14 protein-coding genes are annotated in these 13,858 nt (G+C 69.3%); 5 read left to right on the top strand and 9 right to left on the bottom strand.

Features of this window, described 5'->3' with window-relative positions; all coding sequences use genetic code 11:
- Positions 1–164: 164 nt before the first annotated feature.
- The 7 genes from xerC to ACFONC_RS00265 all read right to left on the bottom strand — a co-directional run bounded on the left by xerC (position 165) and on the right by ACFONC_RS00265 (position 6,996).
- Positions 165–1,055 (bottom strand): tyrosine recombinase XerC, encoded by an 891-nt coding sequence (xerC, locus tag ACFONC_RS00295; protein ID WP_386741525.1) that lies wholly within the window; start codon positions 1,053–1,055, stop codon positions 165–167.
- Positions 1,056–1,359: 304 nt separating this feature from the next.
- Positions 1,360–2,034 (bottom strand): DUF484 family protein, encoded by a 675-nt coding sequence (locus ACFONC_RS00290; RefSeq protein WP_386741523.1) that lies wholly within the window; start codon positions 2,032–2,034, stop codon positions 1,360–1,362.
- Positions 2,031–2,882, bottom strand: a complete 852-nt coding sequence (gene dapF, locus ACFONC_RS00285; RefSeq protein ID WP_386741522.1) for a diaminopimelate epimerase — start codon at positions 2,880–2,882, stop codon at positions 2,031–2,033. Before dapF ends, ACFONC_RS00290 begins: the two co-directional genes overlap by 4 nt.
- Positions 2,883–2,897: 15 nt before the next feature.
- Positions 2,898–3,167 (bottom strand): LPS translocon maturation chaperone LptM, encoded by a 270-nt coding sequence (lptM, locus tag ACFONC_RS00280; RefSeq protein WP_386741521.1) that lies wholly within the window; start codon positions 3,165–3,167, stop codon positions 2,898–2,900.
- A gap of 216 nt (positions 3,168–3,383) precedes the next feature.
- Positions 3,384–3,782 carry a YbaN family protein gene (locus tag ACFONC_RS00275; protein WP_386741520.1) on the bottom strand — a complete coding sequence of 133 codons (399 nt, stop codon included), beginning with the start codon at positions 3,780–3,782 and terminating at the stop codon, positions 3,384–3,386.
- Positions 3,783–4,016: 234 nt separating this feature from the next.
- Complete coding sequence (locus ACFONC_RS00270; RefSeq protein ID WP_386741519.1) at positions 4,017–6,173, bottom strand: S9 family peptidase; 2,157 nt, start codon at positions 6,171–6,173, stop codon at positions 4,017–4,019.
- A 52-nt stretch (positions 6,174–6,225) separates the two neighbouring features.
- Complete coding sequence (locus ACFONC_RS00265) at positions 6,226–6,996, bottom strand: AMP nucleosidase (RefSeq protein ID WP_386741518.1); 771 nt, start codon at positions 6,994–6,996, stop codon at positions 6,226–6,228.
- Between the two features lie 163 nt (positions 6,997–7,159).
- Here ACFONC_RS00265 and ACFONC_RS00260 point away from each other — a divergent pair, with 163 nt between their 5' ends.
- The 5 genes from ACFONC_RS00260 (at position 7,160) to ACFONC_RS00240 (ending at position 12,408) form a co-directional block, all read left to right on the top strand.
- Positions 7,160–8,563, top strand: coding sequence for an amidohydrolase (locus ACFONC_RS00260; protein WP_386741517.1), 1,404 nt, complete (start codon positions 7,160–7,162; stop codon positions 8,561–8,563).
- Between the two features lie 155 nt (positions 8,564–8,718).
- Entirely contained in the window at positions 8,719–10,059 is a 1,341-nt protein-coding gene (locus tag ACFONC_RS00255) for an amidohydrolase family protein (protein WP_386741516.1), read from the top strand.
- 100 nt (positions 10,060–10,159) lie between these two features.
- Positions 10,160–11,107, top strand: a complete 948-nt coding sequence (locus ACFONC_RS00250; RefSeq protein WP_386741515.1) for a DegV family protein — start codon at positions 10,160–10,162, stop codon at positions 11,105–11,107.
- A gap of 212 nt (positions 11,108–11,319) precedes the next feature.
- Positions 11,320–11,661: a hypothetical protein gene (locus ACFONC_RS00245; RefSeq protein ID WP_386741514.1), complete on the top strand. Its 342-nt coding sequence runs from the start codon at positions 11,320–11,322 to the stop codon at positions 11,659–11,661.
- Between the two features lie 51 nt (positions 11,662–11,712).
- On the top strand, positions 11,713–12,408 hold the full coding sequence (locus ACFONC_RS00240; protein ID WP_386741512.1) for a Dph6-related ATP pyrophosphatase: 696 nt from the start codon (positions 11,713–11,715) through the stop codon (positions 12,406–12,408).
- A gap of 161 nt (positions 12,409–12,569) precedes the next feature.
- Here the strand turns inward: ACFONC_RS00240 and ACFONC_RS00235 are convergent, their stop codons facing one another.
- On the bottom strand, positions 12,570–12,890 hold the full coding sequence (locus tag ACFONC_RS00235) for a putative quinol monooxygenase (protein WP_386741511.1): 321 nt from the start codon (positions 12,888–12,890) through the stop codon (positions 12,570–12,572).
- Entirely contained in the window at positions 12,887–13,717 is an 831-nt protein-coding gene (gene fghA / locus ACFONC_RS00230; RefSeq protein ID WP_386741510.1) for an S-formylglutathione hydrolase, read from the bottom strand. The genes ACFONC_RS00235 and fghA overlap by 4 nt, the downstream gene beginning before the upstream one ends.
- Between the last annotated feature and the right edge of the window lie 141 nt (positions 13,718–13,858).

Below are 13,858 nucleotides of genomic sequence, written 5' to 3'. Positions count from 1 at the left end.
CCCGTGGGAACGGCTTCAGCCGCGAGCTTTATGGAGCAAGGGCCAAGGTCGGGGAACCGGAGAGCATCTGGCCTTTGCCCCCTTTGAAAAGGGGGTATGGGGAATTTGCTCTTGACCCGACCTTCAAAAGCTCGCGGCTGAAGCCGCTCCCACGGGTAGACGGTTCAGTCGCCCTTCTTGCGCTTGGCGCGCGGGTGCGCGGCGTCATAGACCTTGGCCAGGTGCTGGAAATCCAGGTGGGTGTAGATCTGGGTGGTGGCGATGTCGGCGTGGCCGAGCAGTTCCTGCACGCCGCGCAGGTCGCCGGAGGATTCGAGCATGTGGCTGGCGAAGCTGTGCCGCAGCATGTGCGGGTGCACGTGCTTGAACATGCCCTGGCGCTGGGCCAGCTGGCGGATGCGGATCTGCACGGCGCGCTGCGAGATCGGCGCACCGCCGCGGCCGGGGAACACCGGCGCCTCGTTCGCTGCCTTCGTTTCGTCGCGCCAGGCTTCGAGCGCGGCGCGCGCGTGCGAACCGACCGGCACGCTGCGCTGCTTGTTGCCCTTGCCGAGCACGGTGACCAGTCCGTTGCCCAGGTCGAGGTCGCGCCAGCGCAGCGCGCACAGTTCGGACAGGCGCAGGCCGGAGGAGTAGAACAGTTCCAGCAGCGCGCGGTCGCGCAGGCCGAGCTTCACGTCGGTCGGCACTTCCACCAGCCGCGAGGCCTCGTCGGCGTCGAGCACCTGCGGCAGCCTGCGCGGCGCCTTCGGGGCCTTGATCGCGGCGACTGGATTGAGGGCGATGCGGCCGTTCTTCAGCAGCCACTGGTAGAAGCTGCGGCAGGCCGACAGCCGGCGCTGCAGGCTCTTCGGCGCAAGGCCGCGGCGATGCTCGGCGGCGACGAAAGCGCGCAGCTGTCCGGGCTGCAGGGTTTCGAGGTCGGCAATGCCCTGGCCTTGCGCCCATTCGGACAGCGCGGCGAGGTCGCGGCGATAGGCGTCGAGCGTGTGCGCGGACATGCGGCGCTCGACTTCGAGGTGGGCGAGGTAGTCGGTGGGGCTGGTGGCGGCCATGGCGTGACTACTCTACGCCGTCGTCGCGCGCTGCTCCCAACGTGGTGCGCGCCCGGCATCATCGCTTCGCCGTCGTGCGTCAGCACTGTGCGGCTCCCGGGCCCATTGTTCGCGCACTCCCACGTCGTCATTCCCGCGCAGGCGGGAATCCAGTGACTTCGGCACGGGCGATGCCAACGGTGATTGCGAAGGATCGGTCTGCAACTGGATTCCCGCCTGCGCGGGAATGACGATGTTGGGGCAAAGACGCTGGGTTCCCACTTGCGCGGGAATGACGGCTTGGAGTGACGCGCGACGCGATCGGCTATGTGTCGAACCTGCGCAGCGCCGTCGCGAACGCCTCGCCCATCATGCGCAGGAACAGCGTGCCCATGCCCGGGTAAAAACGGTTCGGGTCGCCGCTGCCCACGGCGACCAGGCCGACGCCTTCGAGCGGCAGCAGCGCGGTGGACTGCACTTCCTCCACGCGCGGGCCGTACAGCAGCGCCTGCTTGTCGGGATGCAGGCGGCCGCACAGCGGCTCACCGTCGGCGAGGCAATCGCGGAAGGGAGCCAGCACCGCGTCGTCGCGCGGGATCACCTGCAGCCAGTCGGCATCGTCCAGGCCGTCCACGGGCGCGAACAGCACGATCTGCACCAGGTCGCCGTTGAAGTCCTCGGCAAGCCTCGCAACCATCGCGCGCACGGTGGCCGCGGCGCTGTCCTGGCGCAGCAGGTTGAGCGTGAGCTGCTGGGTCTGCACGGCCAGGCGCTCGTTTTCCTGCGCGATGGCGTACAGGTCGTGCAGGCGCTGGGTCAGTTCGCGGTTCTTGTCGCGCAGCACCTCGAGCTGGTAGCTGGCCAGCGACGCGGCCGGGCCCTCTTCGCGCGGCACGACCATGCTGATCGCCAGGTCCGGGAACTGCTGCAGGAACTTCGGATGCAGCCGCAGCCAGGCGGCGACTTCGTGGGCACCGAGTTTTTCGGCGGTTTCGCTCATTGCAACCACTCCCCTTCGAATACGAATGCGGTCGGCCCGGACATCAGGATCTGCGCGCCGCCGCCGGGCCAGGTGATGCGCAGCTCGCCGCCGGGCAGCGCGACGGCGACGTCGCGGTCCACGCGACCGCGTCGCGCCAGCACCGCCACCGCCGCGCAGGCGCCGCTGCCGCAGGCCAGCGTCTCGCCGACGCCGCGCTCGAACACGCGCAGGCGGATGCGGTCGCGCGCGACGACCTGCGCGAAGCCGACGTTGGCCGACTCGGCGAACGCGGGCGACTGCTGCAGCGCGCGGCCATAGCGCGATACCGGGATGTCGTCGACGTCCGCGACCTCGATCACGGCGTGCGGGTTGCCGGTCGACACCGCGCCGAAGCGCAGCTTCAGGTCCTCGTCGAGCACGATGTCGTACTCGTCGCGCTCGGCGTCGAAGCCGCTGAGGCCGATCGCCGAGGGTTCGAACCGCGGCACGCCCATGGCGATGCGGTAGCGGCCGCCGCCCAGCGCTTCCACCGCGTGGGTGCCGGTGGGGCTGTCGAGTTCGAACGCGGTGCGGCCAGCCGCGCCATCGCGCACCAGCCAGGCCGCGACGCAGCGCGCGCCGTTGCCGCATTGCTGCGAGGGCGAGCCGTCGGCGTTCCAGATGCGGTAGGCGGCGATGGCATCGGCACTGGTGGGCGCTTCGACGGTGAGGATCTGGTCGCAGCCGACGCCGGCGTGGCGGTCGGCCAGCGCGCGGCACAGGTCGGGCGACGGCGGCGCGGCATCGGCGCGCAGGTCGAGGACGACAAAGTCGTTGCCAGCGCCGTGCATCTTGGTGAATCGCAGCGCGGGCGCCGCTGCGGGCATGCGAGCGACCATCGCTCAGCCGCCGTCGCCGTCGTCCTGCGGCAGCGGCTCGGGTTCGACCGGTGCGTCGGTGTCGTCGACCGGCTCGGCGGTGGCGTCGGCATCGTCCGCCGGGGTGGCATCGGTGCCGGTTTCATCCTCGACGGTGGCATCGGCGCCGTCCGCGGCCACCGGCGCTCCGGCATCCTCGGGCGCGTCGGGCAGGACCAGCGGTCCCTTGTTGCCGCAGCCGGCCAGGGCCAGGGCGGCGGCGATCGTGAGCAGGCTCAGGCGGATGGTCTTCATGGCCGCAGTGTAGCCGCGCCGCGGCGCTGCGCGAAGGTGGTGGACTGAACAGGCACAGGCAGGATCTCCGCGCCCCCGCGGGAGCGGCGAAAGCCGCGAGTGCCCTTGAAGGCCGGGAATCGGGAATTGGGAAAAACGTTTCGCTTTTGCCCCCTTTGGAAAAGGGGGTATGGGGGATTTGCTCTTGCCCTCAAAAGCTCGCGGCTTCCGCCGCCCCTACGGACGCCCAGCCGCGCCCCGCCCGTCCGGCGGCTCCGGGCGCCGCCACAGCCATACCGCCACCACGGCCATGCAGCCGATCCCGGTCGCAGCCATCCACGCGCGCGGTGCGGTCAGCCACATGATGACTCCGCAGGCGGCCATGGACAGGACGGCCAGTCGCTTGGCGCGCCGGCTCACCGCGCCGTGCGCCTGCCAGTCGGCGATCATCGGTCCGAACACGCGATGCGCGAGCAGCCAGCGGTGCAGCCGTTCGGAGCCTCGCGCGGCGGCGAAGGCCGACAGCAGCACGAACGGCACCGTCGGCAGCCCCGGCACCACGACGCCGATCAGTCCCAGGCCGAGGCTGGCGTAGGCCAGCAGCCACCAGGCCCAGCGGAAACGGTTGGAAGTCATCGTCTGCATTGTAGGAGCGGCGGAAGCCGCGAGCTTTTGAGGGCAAGAGCAAATCCCCCATACCCCCTTTTCCAAAGGAGGCAAAAGCGAAGAGCTTTTGCTCCCTCCCCTGCCTTCGCAGGGGAGGGTTGGGGAGGGGGTGTCTTTGGGATCAACGCGAGCCGTGGGCACCCCCTCCCAGCCTCCCCCTGCCTTTGCAGGGGGACGAAGGCAAAAGCTAGAGCACGCGCGCGATCAGCGGGTTTCGACTTCCAGCCGGTCCAGCAGGAACGCATACATCTCCGCCAGTTCGCGGTACTTGCGGAAACGGCCGGACTTGCCGCCGTGGCCGGCGTCCATGTTGGTGCGCAGCACGATCGTCTGGTCGCCGGTGTCCAGGTCGCGCAGTTTCGCCACGTACTTGGCCGGCTCCCAGTACTGCACCTGCGAATCCCACAGGCCGGTGCCGACGAACATCGCCGGATACGCCTGCGCACTGAGATTGTCGTAGGGCGAGTACGAGAGCATGTAGTCGTAGAACGGCTTCTGCTCCGGGTTGCCCCACTCGTCGTACTCGTTGGTGGTCAGCGGGATGCTCGCGTCGAGCATCGTGGTGACCACGTCGACGAAGGGCACCTGCGACAGGATCACGCGGTACTTCTCCGGCGCCATGTTGGCGATCGCGCCCATCAGCAGGCCGCCGGCGCTGCCGCCGTAGGCGGCGACGCGGTGGGGCGCTGCGTAGCCTTCCTTCACCAGGTGGTCGGTGACGTCGATGAAGTCGGTGAAGGTGTTCTTCTTGCGCAGCAGCTTGCCGTCGTCGTACCACTGGCGGCCCATCTCCTGGCCGCCGCGGATGTGGGCGATGGCGTACACCATGCCGCGATCGAGCAGGCTGACCGTAGTGGAGCTGAAGGCCGGGTCGATCGAATGGCCGTAGCTGCCGTAGGCGTACTGCAGCAGCGCGGCCTTGCCGTTCTTCTCGAAGCCCTTGCGGTAGACCAGCGACACCGGGACCTTCGTGCCGTCGCGCGCGGTCGCCCAGGTGCGCTCGGTGGCGTACTTGGACGCGTCGTAGCCCAGCACCGGCTGCTGCTTGAGCTGGCGGCGCTCGCCGGTGTCGACGTTGAGCTCGTAGGTCGTCTCCGGCGTGGTCATCGAGGTGTAGCCGTAGCGCAGCCACGGCGTGTCGTGCTCGGAGTTGGTGTCCAGGCCCATCGAGTAGGCGTCCTCGTCGGCCTTGACGTGTTCCTCGCTGCCGTCTGCCTTGAGCAGGCGGATGCGCTCCAGCCCGCCCGAGCGCTCGGCGACGGCGGTGAAGCCGTCGAACAAGTCGAAGTCCTCGATGAACACGTCGTCGCGATGCGGGACGAGGTCGGTCCAGTCGGCGCGCGAGGTGCTGCCGTCGGGCGCGGTGACGAGCTTGAAGTTGGTCGCACCGTCGGCATTGGTGCGGATCACCCAGCGCCCGCCAAGGTGATCGGCGTCATACTCCACGTCGCGCTCGCGCGGCGCCAGCACGGCGAACTCGCGCGGGTCGGCGGCCGGCGCGCAGCGCAGCTCACTCGACACCGTGCTCTCCACGCCGATGCAGATGTACTGGTCGTCGCGCGAGCGGTCGACGCCCATGTAGAAGCTGTCGTCGTGCTCCTCGTAGACCAGTTCGTCGTCGGCCACCGGCGTGCCGAGCACGTGCTTCTTCACCCGCACGGTGAGCAGGGTCTCGGAGTCGTTTTCGACGTAGAACACGGTGCGGTTGTCGTCCGCCCAGACCAGGTTGGGCGAGACGCCGGTGATCACGTCCGGGTACGTTTCGCCGGAATCGAGGTCGCGGAAGCGGATCGTGTACTGGCGGCGGCCGACGTCGTCCTCGGCCCAGGCCAAGATCCGGTTGTCCTGCGTGACCTCGTAGTCGCCGACGCTGAAGTAGTCCTTGCCCGCGGCCATCGCGTTGAGGTCGAGCAGCACCTGTTCGCCCGCCTCGCCCGCGTCGTTGGCGCGCTGCACGGCAAGCGCGTCGGTGCCTTCGGCATCGCGGCGACGTGCATACACCGGATAGTCCTGCCCGGCCTCGAAGCGCGCGTAGTACCACCAGCCGCGCTCGCGCACCGGCACCGAGCTGTCGTCCTGCTTGATGCGGGCAACGATCTCTTCGTACAGCGCGTCCTGCAGCGGCTTGAGCGGCGCCATCACCGCGTCGGCGTAGGCGTTCTCGGCCTCGAGGTAGGCCAGCATCTCCGGATCCTTGCGCTCGTCGTCGCGCAGCCAGTAGTAGCCGTCGTCGCGCTTGGCGCCGAACGGCGTTTCGACGACGTGCGGCTTGCGGGCGACGTCGGGAGGCGTGGGGACTTGCGCGGCGGTGGGCGTGTTGGTCATCAGGAGGATGGGCAGCAGGAGAAGGAATCTGGTCATGGATGGGGTCCCTGGTGGGGGTTCGCAACGGCGGGCGGACGGCCGCGCGGACTCAGAAACGCAGGTGCTTGACCGACTTGCCGTTGCGACGGATCAGGCGCAGCGCCTCGATGCCGACCTGGATGTGGCTCTCGACGTACTCGGCGCTCACTTTCGCATCCGAGGCCTCGGTCTTGACCCCTTCCGGGATCATCGGCTGGTCGGACACCAGCAGCAGCGCGCCGCAGGGGATGCGGTTGGCGAAGCCGGCGGCGAAGACGGTCGCGGTTTCCATGTCGATGGCCATGCAGCGCATCAGCCGCAGGCGCTCCTTGAACGCCTCGTCATGCTCCCAGACCCGGCGGTTGGTGGTGAACACGGTGCCGGTCCAGTAGTCCAGGCCCATGTCGCGGATCATGGTCGACACCGCGCGCTGCAGCGCGAACGCCGGCAGCGCCGGCACTTCCGGCAGCAGGTAGTCGTTGCTGGTGCCCTCGCCGCGGATCGCGGCGATCGGCAGGATCAGGTCGCCGAGCTGGTTCTTGCGCTTGAGTCCGCCGCACTTGCCGAGGAACAGCACCGCCTTGGGCGCGATCGCCGACAGCAGGTCCATCATGGTCGCAGCATTCGGGCTGCCCATGCCGAAGTTGATCATGGTGATGCCGTCGGCGGTGGCGCTGGGCATCGGCCGGTCGGCGCCGACGATCTCCGCGCCGGTCAGGCGTGCGAAATGCCCCAGGTAGCCGCCGAAATTTGTCAGCAGGATGTGTTCGCCGAACCCGTCCAGCGGCACGCCGGTGTAGCGCGGCAGCCAGTTGTCGACGATCTGTTCCTTTTCCTTCATGGGCAGGATTGTAATGCCAGCCCGGCCGCCGGCCGACTCCCGGTGTCGACTCTTGAATTCCTTGCCGTGGCAGAACGCTTCTGCCCGCAAGGCATGACCATCGACATGGTGCGCAGGCAGGGGACGCGCGCTACGGTGGGCGTTCGTCTCGGGGGAGTTCGACATGACCAGATCGCTGACCTGCGCGCTCGGCGCGCTCCTGCTGGCCGGCTGCGCGACCACCGCGCAAACCGGCAACGACGGCGCGCAGGCAGCCAGCGTCGGCGATCCCTACCCCAGCACCTACGCGCCGATCGCCTCCCCGCCGGTCCTGATCACCGGGGCCACCGTGCTCACCGGCACCGGGACGCGCCTGGAAGGCGCCGACGTGCTGCTGCGCGACGGCAAGGTCGCGGCCATCGACGCCGGGCTCACCGCGCCCGCCGACGCGGTCCGCGTCGACGGCAGCGGCAAGTGGGTCACGCCCGGGCTGATCGACATCCACTCGCACCTGGGCGTCTACCCCAGCCCCGGCGCACGCGCGCACAGCGACGGCAACGAGGCCACCGCGCCGGTCACCGCCAACGTCTGGGCCGAACATTCGGTGTGGCCGCAGGACGAGGGCTTCCTGGCCGCGCTGGCCGGCGGCATCACCACGCTGCAGGTCCTGCCCGGCTCGGCGAACCTGGTCGGCGGCCGCGGCGTGACGCTGAAGAACGTGCCCGCCACCACCTACCAGGGCATGAAATTCCCCGGCGCGCCGTGGGGCCTGAAGATGGCCTGCGGCGAGAACCCCAAGCGCGTGTACGGCGAGAAGGGCGGCCCGTCGACGCGCATGGGCAACGTCGCCGGCTACCGCGCCGCGTTCATCGATGCCGCCGAGTACCGCAGGAAGCATGAATCGAAGGGCGATGGCGACGACGGCAAGGACGACAAGCGCGACCTCAAGCTGGAAACGCTGGCCGGCGCGCTCGATGGCGACATCCTGGTGCACATCCACTGCTACCGCGCCGACGAGATGGCGACGATGATCGACCTGTCGAAGGAGTTCGGCTTCAAGATCGCCGCCTTCCACCACGGCGTGGAGGCTTACAAGATCGCCGACCTGCTCGCCGCCGAAGGCATCTGCGGCGCGCTGTGGGCCGACTGGTGGGGCTTCAAGATGGAAGCCTTCGACGGCATCCAGGAGAACATCGCGCTGGTCGACCGGCCGCGCAACGGCTGCGCGATCGTGCATTCGGATTCGGAGGAAGGCATCCAGCGCCTCAACCAGGAGGCCGCCAAGGTGATGGCGCACGCGCGCCAGGCCGGCATGGCCGAGATCACGCCCGAGCACGCGATCCGCTGGCTCACCGCGAACCCGGCGAAGGCGATGGGCATCGCCGACATGACCGGCACCCTGGAGCCGGGCAAGATGGCCGACGTGGTGCTGTGGAACGGCAACCCCTTCAGCGTCTACGCCCACGCCGAGCAGGTCTACATCGACGGCGCGCGCGTGTACGACCGCGACGATCCGTCGCGGCAGCCGGAGTCGGATTTCATGCTGGGGCAGGATGCAGGACAGGGCCGCGCGGGAGGTGTGCTGTGAGCCGCCTGTCTTCTTTCTTCGCTCATCAATCCCCGGACCATCGCACCTCGGACCGCCCTTCCCGGAGCCGTCATCCGCGCGCAGGCGGGCATCCAGTGACTTTCCTCCGGGAAATGCAGCAGAGCCCACATCGCCGGGCGCCCGGGTTCTCGGGAATGACGACGACCGTGTCAAAGCGCGCGCGCGCCCTCCTCGCTGGCGCCGCGCTGCTCATCGCCGGCGCCGCCTGCGCGCAGGAAGCCGGCGCGGACTCCGGGCAATCGGTCCTGATCCGGAACGCCAACGTCTACACCGCCACCGAAGGCGCCGGCTACCTGGAAGAGCACGACGTGCTGGTGCGCGACGGAAAGGTCGCGGCGATCGGCCGCGGGCTCTCGTTTCCCGGCGTCCCCGTGGTCGAGGCCGGCGGCCGTCCGCTCACCCCCGCCCTGTTCGGCGGCATCACCGGCATCGGCATCGAAGAAGTGTCGGGCGAAGACCGCACCACCGACAACGCGCTCACCCTCGGCGCGGACGACAAGCACATGGTGGTGCGGCCGGAGTTCGACGTGACCCTGGCCTACAACCCGGACTCGGTGCTGGTGCCGGTAACCCGGGTGGAAGGCATCGGCTTCACCCTGCTCGGCGCGGGCAGCCGCGCCGGTGGCTCGATCATCGGCGGCCAGGGCGCGGTGGTGCGCCTGGACGGCGGCCCCGACCCCGTCGGGCCACGGGTGCTGTTCGTGCAGCTGGGCAGCGGCAGCGCCCGCCTGACGGGCAGCTCGCGCGCGGCGCAGTGGATGCTGCTCGACCAGCTCATCGACGAGATGCGCGGCCGCATCGCACCGGACTCCCGCATGGCGCTGCTGACCCCCGCCGGACGCGAAACGCTGGCCCGGTACATCGACGACGGCGGCCGCGTGATGGTCGGCGTCGACCGTGCGTCCGACATCCGCCAGCTGCTGCGCTGGTCGAAGCGCCACGGCGTGCGCATCGCCATCGCCGGCGGCGCCGAGGCGTGGAAGCTCGCCCCGCAGCTGGCCGCGGCAGGCGTGCCGGTGTTCGTCGACCCGCTGGCCAACCTGCCGTCGGACTTCGACCACATCGGCGCCAGCCTGGAGAACGCGGCGCGGCTGCACGCTGCCGGCGTGCAGGTGGCTTTCACCCAGTCCGGCGACGCCTCGCACAACGCGCGCAAGATCCGCCAGCTGGCCGGCAACGCGGTGGCCAACGGCCTGCCGTGGGAAAACGGCCTGGCGGGGCTGACCCGGGTGCCGGCGCAGGCGCTGGGCGTGGATGACCGCGTCGGCACCATCGCCCGGGGCATGGTCGCCGACCTGGTGCTGTGGAGCGGCGACCCGCTGGAAGTCAGCAGCGTCGCCGAGCAGGTCTGGCTGGGCGGCTGGGCGATCCCGATGCGCAGCCGCCAGACCGAACTGCGCGACCGCTACCTCGCGCCGAAGCCCTCGGCCGAATCCGGCGACCTGCCGCGCGCGTATCCCGCCGCCGTGCGCTGACCACGCGCGGCGGCGCCCCCCGAACCGCCCGCACCGTGCGGGTGCGTCGGCGGGCCGCTGTTGTATTGTGATGGCCGTCACCCAGGACCAGGTACGGACCATGCGCATCGGACTCGTCGTCGACTCGGCCTGCGACCTGCCGAAGGATTTCATCGAACGCCACGACATCGAGATCCTGCCGATCGCGGTGCGGATCGACGGCACCACCGAAGTCGACTACCGCGACCAGGCCGCGACGCTGGCCTTCCTCGACTCGCACATCGCCGAACGCGGCGTCAACGCCGAAACCATCCCGTACACCGTCGAGCAGATCCGCGACCTGTTCCTGCAGAAGCTCGTGATCGACTACGACTACGTGTTCTGCATGACCATCACGCGCACGCGCAGCCCGATCTTCGACAACGCGCAGAAGGCCAGTTACGCGATCCTCAACGAGTACCGCGCGATCCGCTCGGAAGCCGGCAACAACACCCCGTTCGCGCTGCGCGTGATCGACACGCAAAACCTGTTCAGCGCGCAGGCGATCCTGCCGGTGGAAGCGGTGCGCCTGCGCGAGGCCGGCGAGGAGCCGGGCCGCATCCGCACCCGCCTCGAGCAACTGGCGTCGAGCACCTACGGTTACCTGGTGCCGCGCGACCTGTACTACATCCGCAACCGCGCGCGCGCCAAGGGCGACCGCAGCGTGAGCCTGTTCAGCGCCGCGCTGGGCACGGCGCTTGACATCAAGCCGGTGCTTCGCGGCTACCGCGGCGACACCGGGCCGGTGGCCAAGGTGAAGGGGTTCGACGCGGCGACGCAGCAGATGTTCGAGTTCTCCGCGCGCCGCGTCGACGCCGGCCTGCTGACCCCGACCGTCGCCCTGTGCTACGGCGGCGAACTCGACGAGATGCGCGCCCTGCCCGGCTACACCGCGCTGCGCGACGCCTGCGGCGCGAACAACATCGAGATGTTCGAAAGCGTGATGAGCCTGACCGGCATGGTCAACGTCGGCAAGGGCGCGGTGGTGGTCGGCTTCGCCGCCGAGCCGCATGAGTTCGGCAAGCCCTGATCCACGCAACACCCTCGCTCTTGTGTGAGCGGCTTCAGCCGCGAGCTCTTCGACGAACTCGAAGACGCCCGATTCACACACGCCTGCTAGCCTGTACCGATCCCCGTAGGAACGGCGGAAGCCGCGAGCTTTTTCCCGGTTCCGTCGGAGACAACAAAGGCTCGCGGCTTCCGCCGCTCCTGCATGAGCTCCACTACAGGCAGACAACATCCATGTCCACCCGCTACTACATCGCCATCCCCGACACCGACAAGGCACGCGCCGCGGGCGAGTTCGCATTCCGCTCGCAGGGCGCCGACGGCATGGCGCAGGAACTGCAGGACGCGCTGCGCACCACCGCACTGTTCGAACGCTGGCGCGCGGCGCAGGACGATCCCGACGAAGTCGATCCCGCCCTCGGCGTGACCGATCCGGCCGCGACGGTCGAAGGCCGCCAGGACGACCTGCACATCGACCTGATCGCGGTGACCTCGATCTCCGGCGCGGTGTTCAAGCAGCGCCTGCGCCTGCTGGCCGGCAGCGCGTGGGAACTGCGCGATGTGTCGTCGGCCTGAGGCCACTCGCCGCGCGACGCCCTGCCGGCTGCGCACGGGTCTTGTCCGGCGATGAGCCCCGCCATTGCACGCAAACCGGTGCTGCTGTGCTGGAGCGGCGGCAAGGATGCGGCATGGGCGCTGCACGCACTGCGCCAGCGCGACGACGTGGAAGTCGTCGCGCTGCTGTCGAGCATCACCACCGACCACGGGCGCTCCTCGATGCAGGGCGTGCGCCGCGAAGTGCTGCAGGCCCAGGCCGCGGCGTGTGGCCTGCCGCTGCTCGAAGCGCGGATCCCCGCCGGCTGCGACAACGACACCTACGAAGCGGCGATGGCCGGCACCTTGGCCGAAGCCGAAAGCCGCTGGCCGGGATTGCGCACCGCCGCCTTCGGCGACCTGCTGCTGGAAGACATCCGCGCCTGGCGACAGGCGCAATGCGCGCGCGTGGGCTGGGAGGTCCTGACGCCGCTGTTCGGCGCTGACACCGCGGGCCTAGCACGCGAGATGCTCGCCGGCGGCCTGCGCGCGTCGTTGTGCTGCGTGGACACACGGCAACTCGACGCCTCCTTCGCCGGCCGCGACTTCGACGCGGCGCTGCTCGACGCCCTGCCGGCGGGCGTCGATCCCTGCGGCGAGAACGGCGAGTTCCACACCTGCGTCGAGGACGGTCCGATGTTCGCCACGCCGCTGGCAATCGAACGCGGCGAAACCATCCTGCGCGACGACCGCTTCGCCTACACCGACTACGCCTTGCGGCCGCTGTAGGAGCGGCGGAAGCCGCGAGCTTTCAGAACCGGGAACCGGGAACCGGGAAAGGCTCTTGCCTTTGCCCCCTTTGCTGAGGGGGTATGGGGGATTTGCTTTTGCTCTCGCCGCGCCCCCGAAAAAAGCTCGCGGCTCCCGCCGCTCCTACAAAGCTGCGACCTTCAGCGCGACCACCGCCGCAGCGGCACCAACACCTGCGGCTCGCGCGGATCCTGCAGCAGCTCCGGTAGCTTCGCCTCGTACTCGCGCCGGTAGGGCTTGTCCTGGCGCGCCAGGAAAGTCTCCACGTCCGGCTCGGCCCAGCGCTCGTACAGGGTGAAGACGTTCGGATCGTTCGCGTCGCGGTGCAGGTCGCAGGAAAGGAACGTGTCTTCCTCCGACATCGCGTCGGCGACCGCCGCGACCTCCCGCAGCCAGTCATCGACGCGCTCGGGCTTCACCCGCAGCACCACGTGGAACACCAGCGGCACGGGCGCGCTCATGCCCGCAGCGCCTTGGCGTGATGCGCGATGTGGTCGCCGATGAAGCTGGCGATGAAGTAGTAGCTGTGGTCGTAACCGGGCTGCATGCGCAGCTCCAGCGGATGCCCGGCCGCATCGCACGCCGCGCGCAGCAGTTCGGGCTTCAGCTGGGTCGCCAGGAACTCGTCCGCGTCGCCCTGGTCGACCAGCAGCGGCAACTTCTCCCGCACACCCTTCACCAGCTCGACGGCGTCGTACTGCTTCCAGGCTTCCCGATCGTCGCCGAGGTAGGCAGCGAACGCCTTCTCGCCCCACGGCACTTGCGACGGCGCGACGATCGGCGAGAACGCCGACACGCTGCGGTAGCGGCCCGGATTGCGCAGCGCGATGACCAGCGCTCCATGCCCACCCATCGAATGCCCGCTGATCGCGCGCACGTCGCTGGCGGCGGAATCGGCTTCCACCCATGCCGGCAACTCTTCGACGATGTAGTCGTACATGCGGTAATGCTTCGCCCACGGCTCCCGCGTTGCATCGACGTAGAAGCCCGCGCCCTGCCCGAGGTCATAGGCGTCGTCGTTGGCAACACCCTCGCCGCGCGGACTGGTATCCGGCGCAACCAGGATGATCCCGTGCTCGGCCGCGTAGCGCTGTGCGCCGGCCTTGGTGATGAAGTTCTGCTCGTTGCAGGTCAGGCCGGAGAGCCAGTACAGCACCGGGCACGATCCCCGTTCGGCCTGCGGCGGGAAGTACACGCCAACGGTCATGTCACAGCCCAGCACCTCCGAGCGGTGCCGGTAGACGTCCTGCCAGCCGCCGAAACAGGCACGGTGTTCGAGGCGTTCCATGGTTTCCTCCTGGTCATACGTAAATCCCCTTCCTGCGAAGCGGGAGAGGGTGGCGCGCAAAGCGCGCCGGGTGAGTCAGCGTAGGGCGGGTCTTGACCCGCCGCTTGTGATCGCCGAGGTGGCGGGTCAAGACCCGCCCTA

The sequence above is a fragment of the Luteimonas soli genome, from assembly GCF_042648865.1.
In the GTDB taxonomy this organism is placed as follows: Bacteria; Pseudomonadota; Gammaproteobacteria; order Xanthomonadales; family Xanthomonadaceae; genus Luteimonas; species Luteimonas soli.
The sequence above is the reverse complement of the archived record's forward strand: the minus strand, read 5'-3'. Positions and strand labels throughout refer to the sequence as shown.